At 37.9% G+C, this 15,650-nt stretch carries 14 protein-coding genes; 8 read left to right on the top strand and 6 right to left on the bottom strand.

Going from position 1 to position 15,650, the window contains the following annotated elements:
• Positions 1–152: 152 nt before the first annotated feature.
• The 3 genes from OD757_RS05465 (at position 153) to OD757_RS05455 (ending at position 3,760) form a co-directional block, all read left to right on the top strand.
• Positions 153–1,373, top strand: coding sequence for a chloride channel protein (locus OD757_RS05465; protein ID WP_263031127.1), 1,221 nt, complete (start codon positions 153–155; stop codon positions 1,371–1,373).
• 239 nt (positions 1,374–1,612) lie between these two features.
• Complete coding sequence (locus OD757_RS05460; RefSeq protein WP_263031126.1) at positions 1,613–2,530, top strand: hypothetical protein; 918 nt, start codon at positions 1,613–1,615, stop codon at positions 2,528–2,530.
• Between the two features lie 675 nt (positions 2,531–3,205).
• Entirely contained in the window at positions 3,206–3,760 is a 555-nt protein-coding gene (locus OD757_RS05455) for a TetR/AcrR family transcriptional regulator (RefSeq protein WP_263031125.1), read from the top strand.
• Between the two features lie 54 nt (positions 3,761–3,814).
• On the opposite strand, the gene OD757_RS05450 is transcribed toward OD757_RS05455, so the two are convergent.
• The 3 genes from OD757_RS05450 to yddG all read right to left on the bottom strand — a co-directional run bounded on the left by OD757_RS05450 (position 3,815) and on the right by yddG (position 5,896).
• Entirely contained in the window at positions 3,815–4,048 is a 234-nt protein-coding gene (locus tag OD757_RS05450) for a hypothetical protein (protein ID WP_263031124.1), read from the bottom strand.
• Between the two features lie 355 nt (positions 4,049–4,403).
• Positions 4,404–4,835, bottom strand: coding sequence for an SRPBCC family protein (locus tag OD757_RS05445; RefSeq protein WP_263031123.1), 432 nt, complete (start codon positions 4,833–4,835; stop codon positions 4,404–4,406).
• A gap of 128 nt (positions 4,836–4,963) precedes the next feature.
• Positions 4,964–5,896, bottom strand: a complete 933-nt coding sequence (gene yddG, locus OD757_RS05440) for an aromatic amino acid DMT transporter YddG (RefSeq protein WP_263031122.1) — start codon at positions 5,894–5,896, stop codon at positions 4,964–4,966.
• Positions 5,897–6,099: 203 nt separating this feature from the next.
• Between yddG and OD757_RS05435 the strand changes: the two genes are divergently transcribed.
• Both OD757_RS05435 and OD757_RS05430 read left to right on the top strand, forming a co-directional pair.
• Positions 6,100–7,050 (top strand): 3-hydroxyacyl-CoA dehydrogenase NAD-binding domain-containing protein, encoded by a 951-nt coding sequence (locus tag OD757_RS05435; protein ID WP_263031121.1) that lies wholly within the window; start codon positions 6,100–6,102, stop codon positions 7,048–7,050.
• 237 nt (positions 7,051–7,287) lie between these two features.
• Complete coding sequence (locus tag OD757_RS05430; protein WP_009388756.1) at positions 7,288–8,451, top strand: zinc-dependent alcohol dehydrogenase; 1,164 nt, start codon at positions 7,288–7,290, stop codon at positions 8,449–8,451.
• A gap of 105 nt (positions 8,452–8,556) precedes the next feature.
• On the opposite strand, the gene OD757_RS05425 is transcribed toward OD757_RS05430, so the two are convergent.
• Positions 8,557–9,093, bottom strand: a complete 537-nt coding sequence (locus OD757_RS05425; RefSeq protein WP_263031120.1) for an NAD(P)H-dependent oxidoreductase — start codon at positions 9,091–9,093, stop codon at positions 8,557–8,559.
• 92 nt (positions 9,094–9,185) lie between these two features.
• Here OD757_RS05425 and OD757_RS05420 point away from each other — a divergent pair, with 92 nt between their 5' ends.
• The gene (locus OD757_RS05420; RefSeq protein ID WP_206237470.1) at positions 9,186–9,539 is read left to right on the top strand and encodes a winged helix-turn-helix transcriptional regulator; all 354 of its coding nucleotides are present in this window, start codon (positions 9,186–9,188) and stop codon (positions 9,537–9,539) included.
• 102 nt (positions 9,540–9,641) lie between these two features.
• On the opposite strand, the gene OD757_RS05415 is transcribed toward OD757_RS05420, so the two are convergent.
• Positions 9,642–10,043, bottom strand: coding sequence for a hypothetical protein (locus OD757_RS05415; protein WP_263031119.1), 402 nt, complete (start codon positions 10,041–10,043; stop codon positions 9,642–9,644).
• Positions 10,036–11,376, bottom strand: a complete 1,341-nt coding sequence (locus OD757_RS05410) for an MFS transporter (protein ID WP_263031118.1) — start codon at positions 11,374–11,376, stop codon at positions 10,036–10,038. The genes OD757_RS05415 and OD757_RS05410 overlap by 8 nt, the downstream gene beginning before the upstream one ends.
• A 98-nt stretch (positions 11,377–11,474) precedes the next feature.
• Between OD757_RS05410 and OD757_RS05405 the strand changes: the two genes are divergently transcribed.
• Positions 11,475–12,371 carry a LysR family transcriptional regulator gene (locus tag OD757_RS05405; RefSeq protein WP_263031117.1) on the top strand — a complete coding sequence of 299 codons (897 nt, stop codon included), beginning with the start codon at positions 11,475–11,477 and terminating at the stop codon, positions 12,369–12,371.
• A gap of 106 nt (positions 12,372–12,477) precedes the next feature.
• Positions 12,478–15,642: a type VI secretion system Vgr family protein gene (locus OD757_RS05400; protein WP_263031116.1), complete on the top strand. Its 3,165-nt coding sequence runs from the start codon at positions 12,478–12,480 to the stop codon at positions 15,640–15,642.
• Positions 15,643–15,650 lie beyond the last annotated feature (8 nt).

Here is a 15,650-nt window from a genome sequence, read left to right as displayed (position 1 = left end):
TTAGTGATATCAAAATTAATCACTGTATTGAAAGCTCGCTTATGCGGGCTTTAATTTTTAGCCCAGTTTAAGCATTTCTCACTTAATGAGCTGGCCGAATAAAAAAAATTGAGAATTTATCATCCATTTTAAAGGCTAATTGAAGAACGCGAATGAAAATTCTACCTTCATCTGAATATGATCAAATTCTAAAATACAGTGTCTATTGGCTCGTCATCTCGATTGTGATTGGAGTCGTCGCGGGGTTGGCCTCGACTTTAATTTTTGTGGCCTTTGATATTTCTAATAAAGTAAGAAGCCTGCATCACTGGCTCATCTATTTCTTACCTTTTGTGGGTTTTGGTATTGGTTATCTCATTAAAAAATATGGATCACCGATTGAACGGGGAACCCATTTACTGATTGATGAAATTCACCAACCCAAGTCGTTTATTCCAAAACGAATGAGCCCCATCATTTTTATCACCTCAATTTTAACGCAGTTGTTTGGTGGTTCGGCAGGGCGTGAGGCACCAGCGGTTCAGCTTTCGGGCGCCTTAATTGACCACTTGAGTCATATATTAAAAATCTCGGAAGACAACCGAAAAATCTGTTTAATCGCCAGTATTGGTGCTGGCTTTGCAGGGGTGTTTGGCTTGCCTCTGGCAGGTGCAATCTATGGTTTAGAAATTACTGCTTTAGGTAATTTAAGATACTCAGCTATTTTTCCATGTTTTGTGTCAGCCTTAATTGCATCTACCATCCCTGAACTATTCGATATTGTTCATCCGCATATTTTTTATGTGATTAGTGAGTTTCCAGCCATTCATTTTGGCACGCTCATGAGCTTAATTGCGGCAGGGCTAATCTTTGGTCTGGCTGCACGTTTCTTTATTGCTGCCATTCATTTTGCGAGTGACCTCTTTTATAAATATGTGCGTTATTTGCCATTAAGAACCATGGTCGGCGGTATAGTCATTATGCTGCTTACTTTGCTGACTGCGCATCAGCAATACAATGGTTTGGGTACAGATAAAATCATTGCATCTTTTTATGTGCCGATTGAGTTTTACGACTTTTTTAACAAGACCGTTTTTACTGCCATTACTCTAGGTTCAGGCTTTAAAGGTGGTGAAATTACGCCACTGTTTTATGTGGGCGCGACATTAGGTAATGCTTTAGGGGCGGTTTTAAATCTGCCTATTTCATTGCTTGCAGGCTTAGGTTTAGTGAGTCTGTTTTCTGGGGCGAGTAAGGCACCATTGACTTCGATTATTTTAGCCATTGAGCTATTTGGAATGAATGTTGCCACTTATGCCATTATTACGTGTTTATTGGCAGCGTTATTTTCTGGAAATTGTGGGTTGTATCGCCGTAAAAAGTTGATGGATTAGGGGCGTTTATTAGATAGATTACTTGATTCTTGCTTCGTTAGCTCTAGTTAAAATTAATTTGAAGATTACAGCTGAAAATATTCTCAAAAAAAGCTTAAAGTACTTTTTAATATTAAGTAGAAAAAATAAGGTTGAGTATATTTAGTTATATACAAGATAAATTATTTAAATAGCCTTAATAGTAACAAATAACAGCTCAATATATTACACTGAGATAGATTCTTGGGTGGAGCTTATTTGTGCAGGCATTATTACTAATATTTGGATATTTTTTTGTTTGGTGTATTTATATTCTAGCTTTGTTATTGCCTTACTATGTTGCTTATTCAATCATAGAACCTCATAGTTTTATGGGGACAGTAGGTGTTTTTGTTTTAGGCTCAGTTATTGCTCCTTTAATTGTTATGGCAGCTATAACAGTTCTAGGAACAATTGGTCTAAGTTTTGATGCGCTAAAGAATAAATTTTCAAAATCGAATTCCTATGAGAAAAATTTAAAGACTGTTTATACAGAAACTGAAAAAAGAAATGGTAAATCAATTATTTATTTTTTAATTTTAATTATTTTTATATGTGTAGGAATTATAATTTATTTATTGAATTCTCCCCAAAGCTATGTTGAGCAACCAGCCTATAGTGAAGCTGATAGCGTATATCAAGATGAGAATAAATTTAACAACCCTATAAATAATATTGATTATCAAGCTGAGAGTAGTGCTTCTTATACGAAGGATATTGATACTTCATTTGAAGAAGAGCAACCAAAAGTATTAGAGGAGGAGTCACACGAAAGTAATTCGACAAACCTCAGCTCACCTAATTTAACAACTTTAGGACCTTCACACTTAAAATTAGAAATCCGTTTCATTGATGAAAAAGGAACATCTTTTAATATGGATTTTAAAAATGCTAATAGACCAGAATTAAATACTTCTGGAACTTGTACTTATACTAAAAATTCCTTAGAAGGACAAACTAGATACTCTAAACTTATAGATAAGGATTTGTCAGTATATGCTTTATATGAGTGTGATAATGGAAGAACAATAGAGGTTTCTAAATTTAATGAATTAGATCAAGATCACTTAATAATGACTTTAAGTTTAACGAATAATTCCAATAGAGTTTTTTATAGTGGTGAAATGGTTGAACCATAAAAAATTTAATTTTATATATTCAAAAAGCCTAATAAAATATTTTTCTAAAATCAGTAAGATTAGGGTAAGTTAAATTCTAGTGATAATTGACTTACCTATTTTTTATTCCCCAATTGCTCTACTTTAATACGATTGTCATTTCCCACGCTTGACGCCAACAAGAGCGAATACTATCCTTTGCGTGCTGGCCTACATTGCCAGTCGATTTTGACAGATCGATATAACACACAAGACATCAAAAAGTTCTCTTTTTGGTGGCGAACTCGTTCGTCCCCCTTCGTAGCGGTAGGGCGAGGGAGGGACGCCTTGTGCGTGCTGATTCTTGTGTGTCAGTCTGTCAACCTTCTCTCGTTCTACCACCATCATTTGACAGTGATTGGGTAGAACTCCTTTACACACAAGGAGTCCGCACATGCGTACTATTTCTTATTTATTGGCCTTTGCCAAAATCTCTCTATTTGCACCTTTTAGGCACTCTATAAATTGGTTTAACCGACTCTAGGTTTACTACAACCTTAGTTCGTTACGACTAAAAAATCATAGCAACAATAAAACCGAGATAGGCGAGCACACCTTTAGTGCCGCTTTTGCATGCCTGTTTTTAGCACTCAATTTAAGAGTGACGGCATTTCTATCTCTTTTAGATACAACAAAAAATTATTTTAATCGGTATACATGAACAATTTAGAACCTTCATTTAGAGCACTACGAGTGCTGCACACGGCAAAAGATTTATTTACTCAAGATGGGTTTAACACGGTAGGGGTTGACCGAATTATTGCTGAGGCCAAAATTCCTAAAGCGACTTTCTATAACATCTTTCATTCAAAAGCACGACTCATCGAGATGTGTTTAACCTTTCAAACGGATGCGCTCAAAGTAAAAGTCCTTTCAATTATCAATTCATATAGCGAACTTATGGTGTTCGATAAACTCAAGCAAATTTACTTTTTACATGCCAATTTAGAAGGGTTTTACCGTTTGCCATTTAAAGCAATTTTTGAAATTGAAAAGTGCTATGCAACGGCTTATCGGGTGGTTGTTGATTATAGAAACTGGTTTATAAATGAGATTTATAAGTTACTTCTTACTGTCAAAACTACCGCTTCAATAAAAGATGCGCACATGTTTCTATTTGCAATTGATGGGGCAATGGTGCAGCTGTTAAGTAAAAATAGTGTAGATGAGCGAGACAAGCTACTCGAGTATTTTTTAATAATGCTGTCTTAGCGATAAATTCAAACACATTCTAAAAGGAAAAAAGCCCGTAATTGGGCTTTTTATTTATTCAAGTTCAAGTTGATCGTCATCTTTAGTGACTTTAATTTTCAACTTTTTATATTTACGTTTGTTTGGATCTAAAGCAGAGTTTGACACTTCATCAGCAAACTTTGGATTCTGCATGAGTTTTGCATAGGCTTTGTAACCTATGCGAATTCGAGTAGGCGGACAATCTGTTCTTTTGGAATAATATTCAATAAGTGAATTTAATTCCTTTAACAAACTCTGATGTTCCATTGTGTTAATTATTTCGGCTAGTACGTAATTTAAGCATAAGGCACTTTACAAAAAATCAAAAGATGTAATTGATATGCATCATTTTTAATTAATGATAATAAAATATCGTTAATTAAGTAAAGTGATAACAAAGTCTCTTTTTATTTTGTATTTTTGGTGGGTTTTTAATCAATTAGTCATAATTAAGGGTTAAATTAATTTTAGAAAAAGAAAATAGATAGAAGATTGCCACGAACAATAACTATTTAAGCAATTTTCTCAAACTGTAGTATTCAGCTGACTTTAACGAGTCGGCTTTTGTTTTTGTGGCTAAATAAAAAGCCCTTTATCGGGCCTTTTATTTTATATATCTAAATCAAAACTTGAGTTTTTTAAGCCCACGACTTACGCCATTTTGTAGGGCAGCTTTAATGATCGGGCCTATAAAAGGAACGCGGCCTTTAAAGCTAATGGTGTAATCCAGACGAGTACGGTTATTTCCCAAGTCAGTAAATTTCATTACACCACGGTGACCCTTAATTGGGCTAATGCCGCTCGTAATTGCATATTCGATCAGTTCATTTTCTTTATAGATTAAATTTGTTTCTACAAATGAAGGGGTGAGTGGAATAGACATTTTACGAGCAGAGCCAACACCATTACGCGCGTCTTTTCCGTCGCTAATGCGAGTGACTTTAGCAGGAGCGAAAAGTTTACTTAAATTTTCATGCTCACTTAAGGTTGCAAAGACCTTGTCTACGGGTGCATCAAATTCTTGTACGATGTTGATTTTTTGAGTTTTTAACATCTTATTCCCTCTAGAAATTATTTTGACATTGGTAATTGTCAGAAGTTGGATATTAGCACGCTTTGAGTAAGGGGGGAATTCTTCTTCGTCGGAGTTGTTTTAAGTCTGAAAAAAGCACTGCGATAAATCTACAATACTTTTTGGTTTTTTCTTAATTTTTTAAAGAAAGGCTGAATCACAGACCAGTTCGTTGAAACCCAGCAAATAAAGGAACCAGTCGTCACCATTGCGGTGCCTTGCCAAAAGCTTAAGGAAAGTTGAGTTTGTAAAACAAACATGGCCAAAATAGATGAAATAATTGGGGTGAAATACGAGGCCACCACAAGCATGGTAATGTTTCCATGAATGATGCCAATATTCCATGCCGCATAACCAAGCCCCATAGCGGCAGATGCAACTAAAAGAGTGGTTACAGTTGGAATATCCATTGAAGGGATGGCAAATTGTCCCGACACAAGCAGCTTGAACCATAAAGTGAGCGCGACACCAACAAAGAAAATGGAAATTGGATTTTGCCCATTACTCATTTTTTTTGTGATTACACAGTAAAAAGCCCAAATGATGGCACCTGTAAATGCCAAAATATAGCTCAGTGGGTTGCTATGAAAATTATCGACAAGACTATTTAGACTAAAATCACCGCTTCCAGTTTGAATAAAAATAATGCCAAAAATTGAAATAAGTAAGCCGAGAATAATAAGAAAATTAAACTTTAATTCCTTAAAAATAACGAAAGCTAAAACCGTTAAACTCGGCCATAGATAGTTAACAATACTAATTTCAATTGCTTGTCGCGCTGTCTGAGAGTAAGCAATCGCAAATGAAAAACAAAGCTCGTAAGCCACGAACAGAATAGTGCCAAATATTAAGTATTTTTTAGAGATCTGCTTAAAGTCTGGAACTTTAAAAATGGCAAGCAACAGTAGTGCACTTAAAGAATAAATAAAGGTAACACCTAGCTCTGGTCCAATGGCGGCACTGACTTGCTTCATCAGACCGACCAGAGATGCCCACATGAGAATGGCACTTAAACCAATCAATGTTGCTAGATTTTTTGACATAAAATTCAGTAAATAACGGTTAAATAATGGTAAAAGATTAAGTTCTACTAATGAAAGGAATCAATTTTCAAGCTAAGGAATATAGGACAAATTATATAAAATATAAACAATTAAATTTATTGATTGGTTGAATCTGCTATGTTTATTTAGCATTCAATTGAGTAACGAAATTTCGAATAAAACAACATTCTTACGAGGAAAATATGGAAGTCATTAAAACGGTTGGTGTTGTTGGAGCTGGTGTAATAGGGGCGAGTTGGACGGCCTTATTTTTATATAAAGGATTTAAAGTTAAGGTCTATGACCCTTATCCTATAGATGAAGCGGTCTTTAAAAATAGAATATCTGCAAATTTAAACGATTTATTGGCTTTAGACCAAAACGCTGAACACACCCATACTCAACCAGATATGCTGCTTCATCTGGAAATTTTTAATCATTTAAAAGATGCAATTTCAGACGTAGATTTTATTCAAGAAAATGCCCCTGAACGTCTTGATGTCAAACAACAGCTATATCAAGAAATCACAGCATATTGCCCTGAACATACTATTATTGCTTCAAGTTCATCGGGCTTAAAAGTGTCTGATTTTCAAAAAGAGGCGCAACATCCTGAACGTATTTTATTAGGTCATCCTTTTAATCCGCCTCATCTTTTACCTTTGGTCGAGATCGTTGGTGGTACTTTGACAGATCCTCAAATTTTAAAACAAGCTTCTGAGTTCTATAAACAACTGGGCAAGAATCCAATCGTTTTAAATAAAGAAGTAAAAGGGCATGTCGCAAACCGTTTGCAGGCTGCGCTATGGCGAGAAGCTTTTTCATTGGTTGAACAAGGCGTGTGCTCTGCCGAAGATGTCGATGTCGCTATTACCAGTGGCCCAGGTTTAAGATGGGCGCTATTTGGTCCCTACATTAATATGCAGCTTGCAAACCAAAAAGGCTTTAAAGAGGCAATCCATCATTTAGGCCCACCAATGACAGAATGGTGGAACGATATGCAAGCATTTCAACATTCAGACGAGACAACAGAGTTATTGGAAGCACAAACCAATCAGCTATTAACACAATATAAAGATATCGATTTATACCAAACCCGAGATAAAGGTCTGGTCGATATCTTAAAACTTAGACAGCAACTTAAACTAGATTAAGTCAAATCTTTAAGATAGAGCCAATCCTTTTATTGCAGAGATGATTGGCTTTTTTGTTGGGGCAAATAACAAAAACGTTCCTAGATGAAACAATCTTATATTCATTAAATGTTACTGAAATCTCTGTCGCGTTGCATTTGAACTATATGCCTTACGTGAAGAGTAAGAATCGTTGCAAACCGTAAAGAAACCCTCCTCATAATCAAAGGACATCATAGAAAATAGAGGAATAACAATATGCGCGCTCTAACTTACCACGGTGCAGAAGATGTTCGAGTAGAAACAGTAGCAGATCCTATTATTCAAGAACCGGATGACATTATTTTACGCGTAACTGCCACAGCGATATGTGGCTCTGATTTACATTTATATCGAGGCAAAATCCCTAGAACCGAACAGGGCGATATCTTTGGGCACGAATTTATGGGTGTGGTTGAAGAGGTCGGTCCAGCTGTCACCGCAGTCAAAAAGGGGGATCGAGTAATTGTTCCTTTTGTGATTGCCTGTGGTGAATGTTTCTTTTGCCAACTTGACCTAACTGCTGCCTGCGAAACTACCAATACAGGGCGCGGCGCAATTATTAATAAAAAGCAGATTCCACCAGGTGCAGCTTTATTTGGTTATAGTCATCTTTACGGCGGTGTACCGGGTGGGCAGGCGGAATATGTGCGTGTGCCAAAAGCCAATAAAGGCCCTTTTAAAGTGCCAACTTCACTGTCAGATGAAAAAGTACTTTTCTTGACTGATATTTTACCGACTGCTTGGCAGGCAGTGACCAATGCACAAGTGAAACGTGGCTCAACCGTTGCTATTTATGGTGCTGGTCCAGTCGGACTGTTAAGTGCTGCTTGTGCCAAGATGCTCGGCGCTGAAAAGATATTTATGGTCGATCACAATGACTATCGATTGAACTATGCAGCGGCAACATACGGTGCCATTCCAGTGAATTTTGACGAAGTCGATGCTGCCGAATTTATTATTCAACATACCGACAATTACCGTGGTGTCGATGCTGTGATTGATGCGATTGGTTTTGAGGCAAAAGGCAGTGTGATTGAGACAGTTCTAACTAATTTAAAGCTTGAAGGTTCAAGTGGTGCAGCACTGCGTCAATGTATTGCCGCGGTTCGCCGTGGTGGTGTGGTCAGCGTACCGGGTGTATATGCAGGCCCGATTCATGGTTTCTTATTTGGTGATGCTTTTGATAAAGGGCTGACTTTTAAAATGGGCCAAACCCATGTGCATCAATATTTACCGCAACTCTTAGAACTGATTGAGCGTGGTGATTTATCACCTGAAACGATTATTACCCACCGAATGAAATTAGAAGATGCCGCAGAGGGTTATCGCATTTTTAATGAAAGAGAAGAGGACTGCCGTAAGGTAATTCTGCTTCCTTAACCTCCTCAATCTTATAATTCATTCTTAAGCCTCAAAAACTATTTACTTTGGCTCCTGTCGCTTAAATTAAAAAGAGAGCATCAATATCGATGCTCTCTTTAAATCTTATGCTTCGGTCAAATGCTTTAATACTTTATGACCATGTTCAACCGCTTTTAACTTAATTTCAGACTCTGAATGACCTGATAAAGGTGAAACTTCATAAAGCAAGAATGTGCTGCTTAATTGCATTTGCGTATATTTAATTGAATATTGAACCGCTTTTAAAAAGCTATCGATTAAGTTTTCTTGGTCATTCAGCATGTCAGCTTCTTTTTGCCCGACCGTCATACTAATAATGACTTTTTTATCTTTTAATTTGTCGCCCTGAGAGCCATAAGCGAACTGATAAGTAAAGACTTCATCAAACCATAACTTTAAGATTGCAGGCATATTAAACCAGAACATCGGATATTGCAGAATGATGGTGTCATGGCGTAATAACGCTTCTTGTTCAGCGCTGACGTCAATTTGGTAATCTGGATAAAGTTGGAAAATATCTCGCACTTCAAGGTCCGGATAGGTTTTTATAAGTTCATTCACAATTGTTTTATTTGCAATTGATTGAGCGTAGTAAGGATGGGCCAAAATAAGTAAAGCCATAATAATACCTTGTAGCTATAAAAATTATAGTCACTATAATTTTTATAGCTTGGGTGTACAATAACTATCAAAGTTGATAGGTGGCGTTAAAAATGGCAAATACTGAAAATAAATGTGAAATCAGCATGAATGGAAAAACTTATCCATGTCATATCAGTATGGCTATGGACTTGGTGGGTGGAAAATGGAAAGGCGTTATTTTGTATTATCTAAAAGATGGACCAAAACGCTTTAATGAAATCAATCAATTAATGCCAACCATTACAGAAATGACTTTAAGTCTTCAACTTAAGCAATTAGAGCAAAGTGGCTTAATCTCCAGAACTGTTTATGGTGAAAAAGCACCGATTAAAGTGGTCTATGAAATGACTGAGTTGGGTCAATCTTTTAAGCCTGTTTTAGAGTCTTTATCGGCATGGGCACATACGATGATTAATCAGGAATAAAATGTAAATATTAGCCCCATCCCTTTGCATGGGGCTTTTTAAACCCAAAAATTACTCACAAATAAGCAAAATAGGTGCCATCTTTAAGGTGCTTTAGATGAGTTAAGAAGATGAGGGAACTAAAGTTTCATGTAAATAGACCCAATAACATTTTTCGCCGTCTACTTTAATGCAGGCTGTTGAAGTACGTAATGTTTCGGTTTCATCAGTTTGCTGATGTTCCTGATATTGCACCCAACAATAATTTTCAAATTCGTATAAAGCTGTACTCTTAATAACGTCGATTTTTAAAGAAGGTTTGTTCCCGATATTTTGACTAAATAAGCTTTTAACTTCGGCTAAACCAATGGTATGGCCTTGAACAGTGACCATCTTAAAATTTTGATCAAAGCTATCTAAAAGCGGGCTCAGACTTTCCTCTGCATTTTTTCCTGTAAATACATTTTCTATTAAAACATGTAGGTCAATGACACTTTGAATGGCTTGATCCATTTGTTTAGACATGGGTTTTCTCCTTTAAAACGGGAATGAGTGAAAGTAAGCAGATCAAAGCTGCAATTAAAAAAGTATGTTGATAACGAAGCAGATCGCTTGAGCCAGACATCAAGTTATATATGGAAATGAGAACAACAGTACCGACACTAAATGAAACTTGTCGATTAATATTCCAGAGCACACTTCCTTGTAATAAATCTTGGCCTGAAAAATCAATCAGTGAGCTAATTTGGGCAATGTTGGCACTTAGACCGCCACCCATACCCATTAATAAATAAGCAATCACTAAAAAGCTCAAAGGGCTAGTGTTTGAAATACAAAACAAAAGAAATATGCCAAAGCTATGTAGGGTTATTCCAATAATAAGAAGATACTTTTTTCCTAACCGTTGATAGAGCAGGCCGCCACTAATCATGGCTGCGAGTGCCCCAGTTGCATAGAGCAACATGAATAAACCAGTTTGTTTTGCATTAAAGCCAAAGTTAAGCTGTAAATTAAAAATATTGAGTAAATTAACGCCTGTAAAAATACCCGGAACGGCGTAATAGACAATAAATGCATTACGTAAATTTTTATTTTTTAATAACTGAAGATTAAGAACAGGATGGGAAATTTTTTTAGCATGTCGAATGTAAAAAATAAGCATTCCGACCGAAATTAGAAAACTCGTTATAGCGAATAAGGCGTTATGGTAATCGCTATAGAATGAAAAGGAGAGTAATAAAGATAATAGGCTTATATTAAAAATAACCAAGCCTTTTATGTCTGGTTTTTCACTCGATACATTTTGTGTTTTTTTAATCCATAACCATGCCAGAGCTGAGGCAAGTAAAGAAAAGGGAAGGTTAGATAAGAATACCCATCTCCAATTCAATGAGTCAATAATTACGCCGCCAATCGGAGGTGAAAAGGCTGGCGCAATTAGTGCAATTGCCATAATCATGGTAGAAATACGTTGACGTTCTTGGTTGGGAAATAAGGCATATACGAGTGCTTGCCCGACTGGAATTAATAAACCTCCAGCTACGCCTTGAATAAATCGCCAAAAAATTAAGCTATAAATCGATTCACTAAAGCCAATAAAGCAAATGCTTATCGAAAATAATAGCATCGAATAACACAATAATTTTTGGTTCCCAAGTTTGGTGGCTAACCATAAACTCATGGGCATAATTAAAATGAGGCCGAGAATATAAGCATTTGTTACCCAAGCGACCATGGATTGGCTAACTGAAAATGACGATGCAATATTAGGCAATGCAATTGCAGACATAAAAATGTTGATGCAATCAATAAAGAACCCAAGTAAAAACACTGTTGCTATTTTATATCGATAAGACATACCTACCTCCGTGCAGGCAGGGTAAGATCCAGCTCTTTTATTGTCGATGCAAGCAAAGTAAAATCATTGTTTGATAATTTTAAACAATTGGCTTAATTGTGCAAAAAAACCTCAAGCAAATTACCAGTTTTTTACAAGTCGTTGATTCTGGCTCTTTTACCAAGGCGGCTGAAATTTTAGGCTTAAGCCGATCAATGGTGAGTATTGATATAAAACAATTAGAAAAGCAGCTTAATACAAGCCTATTAATTCGCAATACCCGTAATATTGCATTAACTGAAATTGGTCAGCATTTTTATGAGGATTTTAAACAAATCCAACTTCAGATTGATGAGGCATTTGAACGAAGCCAACACTTAGGTACAAGCATTACAGGCACTTTACGGTTTTCATCTACTAATGAATTTGGCCAACGTTTCATTTTGCCTTTACTTCCTGAGTTTTGCCGGCTTTATCCACATTTACGTTTACAGTATTCGTTTAATTCATCTCTCGATGATTTAGTGACTGAAAAATTAGATCTGGTTATTCGACTAGGGAATTTAAAAAACTCATCTCTAAAAACTCGAAAAATCGGAGAATATCCAATCTATCTTGTGGCTACTCCGCAGTTTATAAAAGACCATCCTATAGAAAATATATCTGATTTAGCGGATGTTCCTTGGATTGGCCACACCTTATTAAATTGGCAAGATTCACAATATATTTTGCAAAACAGTTTAGGGGAGCAATATTCATTACCTTTTATTCGAAGTCAGTATGAATCAAACTCGGTGACTGCAATTCATCAAATGGCTCTTTCATCTTTAGGTGTAGCGATTTGTCCTGCATGGTTAGTTGATGAAGATATTCAACAAAATCGCCTAATTCGGTTATTTCCTGACTTTTCATTACCGCTACAAAGTATTCAATTACTTTATCCTCATACCTCTAATTTACCGGCCAAAACGAGAGCATTTATAGATTATTTAATAGCCAATCTTTCTTTCAGTTAAACTAAAAAATATGTAAGTCATGGAAGATAAGCTAATTTATATAAATAGACAATTCTGTCTGTTTTTTATAAAATATCGATGATTATGACTCAGTTTTATAATAACGATGTCCCATAAAATATTTCAAATTTTAGATAGTTTAGGTTTGGTCGCACAGAATCGTGTACTTCATGTGCAATTTTCCAACTCATCATTAAACAATCAAGTCTTCTTACAGCGCATTGAAGGCGAACATACCCTCAACCAAGGTAGCGTTGCTGAATTACTGTGTCTATCGACAAACGCACATATTGCATTAAAACAATTTATTGGCTGTCAGGTTGCTGTTGATCAAGTCACTGACATGGGCCAGTTTTTTAGAACTACAGGCATTATTACCGAAGCGAGCCAAGGGCAAAGTGACGGCTCACTCACAATTTATAACCTCACCTTAAAAGACTCAACTGCACTTTGGCATAAACGCCGTAATAGCCGTGTGTTTATGAATAAAAGCGTGCGGGATATTAGCGAAATTCTGTTTAAAGAATGGCAGGGAAAAAGCCCGTTATTTGCCTCAAGTTTAACACTCGATACGGCAGGCTTAACGAAAGACTACGATGTCCGTCCATTTGTGATGCAGTCTAACGAAAGTGACTATGACTTTTTAACCCGTTTATGGCGTAGTGAAGGCATTAACTGGCTGGTCGATGAATCGCAACTTTTTGTCGCCGACCCGAATGCTTCCATTCAGCCACAAGTGCTACGTTTAATTGACGATAATCAAAATTATCAAGCGCTTGAACGTCGTAGCCTCCGCTACCAGCGCAGCAGTGCCACAGAACAGTTCGATACCATTACCCAAGTCAAGGCTGAGCGCCGCTTACAACCAACCTCGGTTCATGTGCAACGCTGGCAAGCCGATGCTTTGCAACAAGAAGAAGGTAGCGGCAGCGTACAAGGCACCCAAAAGCACAGCGAACACTATGACAATGCCAGCCTGAACCTTGAAGATGCATGGCATGTTAGCCCAGCGTGGATGCAAGACCTTAAAGGTGAAGACCAAGCTACTGCTTCAGGCAATAGCCAGATTGAACAGCTGAACCAGTACATTAATGCCTACCATCATCTGACTTCTAAACAGTTTACCGTTTCAGGTAACGTCCGTGATGCACAGGTGGGTTACTGGTTTGAACTCAACGACCACCCAGAACTTGACCAACATGACAGTGCCGATAAAGAGTTCTTGATCTTAAGCAAACACTACTACAACCAGAATAATTTACCCAAAGAATTACAACAGCAAATCGAACGACTATTACCACAAGGCAAACTTAAGGCAGCCGAGCTAGATACACAAAACCCTGAGCAGCGCCACTTTGCTGAACTCAATGTCGTTCGGCGCAATGTTAAAGCTGTGCCTGAATATAACCCGCTAGAACACCGACCAGCAGCTTACCCGCAGCGTGCTAAAGTGGTGGGATTAGAAGGCGAAAGCATCCATGTCGACCAGTGGGGACGCATTAAAGTCCGCTTCCTGTTTACCCGAGCTGACGACCATAGCCATGACGGTGGAGCCGGCAGTAACGACAATGACACCGACTCCGCTTGGGTGGATGTACTCACCCCATGGGCGGGTGCAGGTTATGGCGCACGCTTCTTGCCACGCGTGGGCGAGATCGTGGTCATTGACTTCTTTGACGGCAACATTGACCGCCCATTTGTGGTGGGTCGCATTCACGAAGCTGAACGCCACCCAACCCAGTTCGACCAAAAAGGCCAGCTACCTGACACTAAAAAGCTCAGCGGCATCCGCTCAGAAGAAGTCGACGGCAAAGGCTTTAACCAACTCCGTTTTGATGATACCACAGGTCAAATCAGTGCCCAGCTCCAAAGTAGCCATGCAGCCAGCCAACTTAACTTGGGTAACTTAAGCCATCCAAAAGACAAAGCGGAAAGTGATGGCCGTGGTGAAGGGTTTGAACTTAGAACAGATCAGTGGGGTGCGGTAAGAGCTGGCAGTGGCTTACTCGTTAGTACCCATAAACAGGGCCAAGCTCAAGGCGTACACCTTGATGCAAATGAGGCCAAACAACAAATTGAAGGCGGCCTCAACAATGCCAAGGCACTCAGTGAAGTTGCTAAAAATCAGCAAACTGATCCATTAGAAGTTCTTGAGAACTTAAAAACGTTCATAGAACAAATTGAAGAAAAAGATCAAGACAAAGCTGCCGCTTTTAAGCAAGCCTTGATGATATTAACTGCACCTAACAGCATTGCCATAGCCAGTAATGAAGACATTCACCTCAGCGCAGATGCTCAGTTAAGTCAAACTGCGGGCGACAGCATTAATCTGTCTACCCAAAAGAACTTGATTGCACACGCCCAAAATAAAATTAGCCTTTTTGCGGCTCAAGAAGGGGCAAGACTCTATACGGGCAAAGGCAAAGTCGAAATACAGGCTCAAGGCGACGGAGCAGATTTAATTGCCCGTAAAGCTGTTCAGATTATTTCAACAGAAGACAAAATTGAAATTAGTGCTTCTAAAGAAATAGTTATCACGGCGGGTGGATCTCAAATCAAGATTAATGGCTCAGGAATTTTCCCAGTTACGGGTGGCAAGTTTGAGGTAAAAGCTGGGCAGCATGTGTTTATGGGGGGAGGAAGTGCGAATTTTAGTTCTTCACTACCGCCTCCGCCAAAACGTGGGCAGGGTGTACTTGAGCTTTTGCATGACTATTCACATGGAGCATTTGTTAAAGGGGCTAGTTATACCGTAACTGATAATTTGGGCAAAGTCGTTAATGGAAAGTTAGACGATAACGGATTTGCTCGTGTTTCAGGTTTGGCAACGGGTTCTGTCAAGGTTCTATTTGATCCAGACCCTCGTAATCCTTGGGATGAGGCAAGTGATTTTAAACGCAAGGTAGAGTGGCCAAATCAAAATGATGCAGAAGGAAGCGTTGGTATTGCATCTGGCAGTAAAGGGTTAACCGAAACATTGAAAAATGACTTTAAAAAGTTGAGTCAACTTGCGGACAATGTGAAATCTGTACAGCAGAAGATTGAATCGGTTAAAAAAATTAAAGATCAAGGTGCTCAAGCATTACTACCAATGGCGATTGAACAGGTTTTAGGGGGGAGTGATGGATCTAAGTTAAGTCAAACATTTGTTAGTCAAAATAGCTTTATGCCTTCAAGTCAGCAGAGTAATCCACTCAGAAGATTGGCTCAAGCAAGCTCTGACAAAACAGCAATAACAAAAATCCAATCACCTTTTGAAACGTTTGTATAATTTGAGAA

The organism is Acinetobacter sp. AYS6 (genome assembly GCF_025630795.1).
Classification (GTDB): Bacteria; Pseudomonadota; Gammaproteobacteria; order Pseudomonadales; family Moraxellaceae; genus Acinetobacter.
Note: the sequence above shows the minus strand (reverse complement) of the source record. Positions and strands in the feature narration are given on the sequence as shown.

Coding starts and splice junctions, on each gene's coding strand:
- OD757_RS05465 (WP_263031127.1), top strand. CDS start 153: ATGAAAATTCTACCTTCATCTGAATATGATCAAATTCTAAAATACAGT.
- OD757_RS05455 (WP_263031125.1), top strand. CDS start 3,206: ATGAACAATTTAGAACCTTCATTTAGAGCACTACGAGTGCTGCACACG.
- OD757_RS05450 (WP_263031124.1), bottom strand. CDS start 4,048: ATGGAACATCAGAGTTTGTTAAAGGAATTAAATTCACTTATTGAATAT.
- OD757_RS05445 (WP_263031123.1), bottom strand. CDS start 4,835: ATGTTAAAAACTCAAAAAATCAACATCGTACAAGAATTTGATGCACCC.
- yddG (WP_263031122.1), bottom strand. CDS start 5,896: ATGTCAAAAAATCTAGCAACATTGATTGGTTTAAGTGCCATTCTCATG.
- OD757_RS05435 (WP_263031121.1), top strand. CDS start 6,100: ATGGAAGTCATTAAAACGGTTGGTGTTGTTGGAGCTGGTGTAATAGGG.
- OD757_RS05430 (WP_009388756.1), top strand. CDS start 7,288: ATGCGCGCTCTAACTTACCACGGTGCAGAAGATGTTCGAGTAGAAACA.
- OD757_RS05425 (WP_263031120.1), bottom strand. CDS start 9,093: ATGGCTTTACTTATTTTGGCCCATCCTTACTACGCTCAATCAATTGCA.
- OD757_RS05420 (WP_206237470.1), top strand. CDS start 9,186: ATGGCAAATACTGAAAATAAATGTGAAATCAGCATGAATGGAAAAACT.
- OD757_RS05415 (WP_263031119.1), bottom strand. CDS start 10,043: ATGTCTAAACAAATGGATCAAGCCATTCAAAGTGTCATTGACCTACAT.
- OD757_RS05410 (WP_263031118.1), bottom strand. CDS start 11,376: ATGTCTTATCGATATAAAATAGCAACAGTGTTTTTACTTGGGTTCTTT.
- OD757_RS05400 (WP_263031116.1), top strand. CDS start 12,478: ATGTCCCATAAAATATTTCAAATTTTAGATAGTTTAGGTTTGGTCGCA.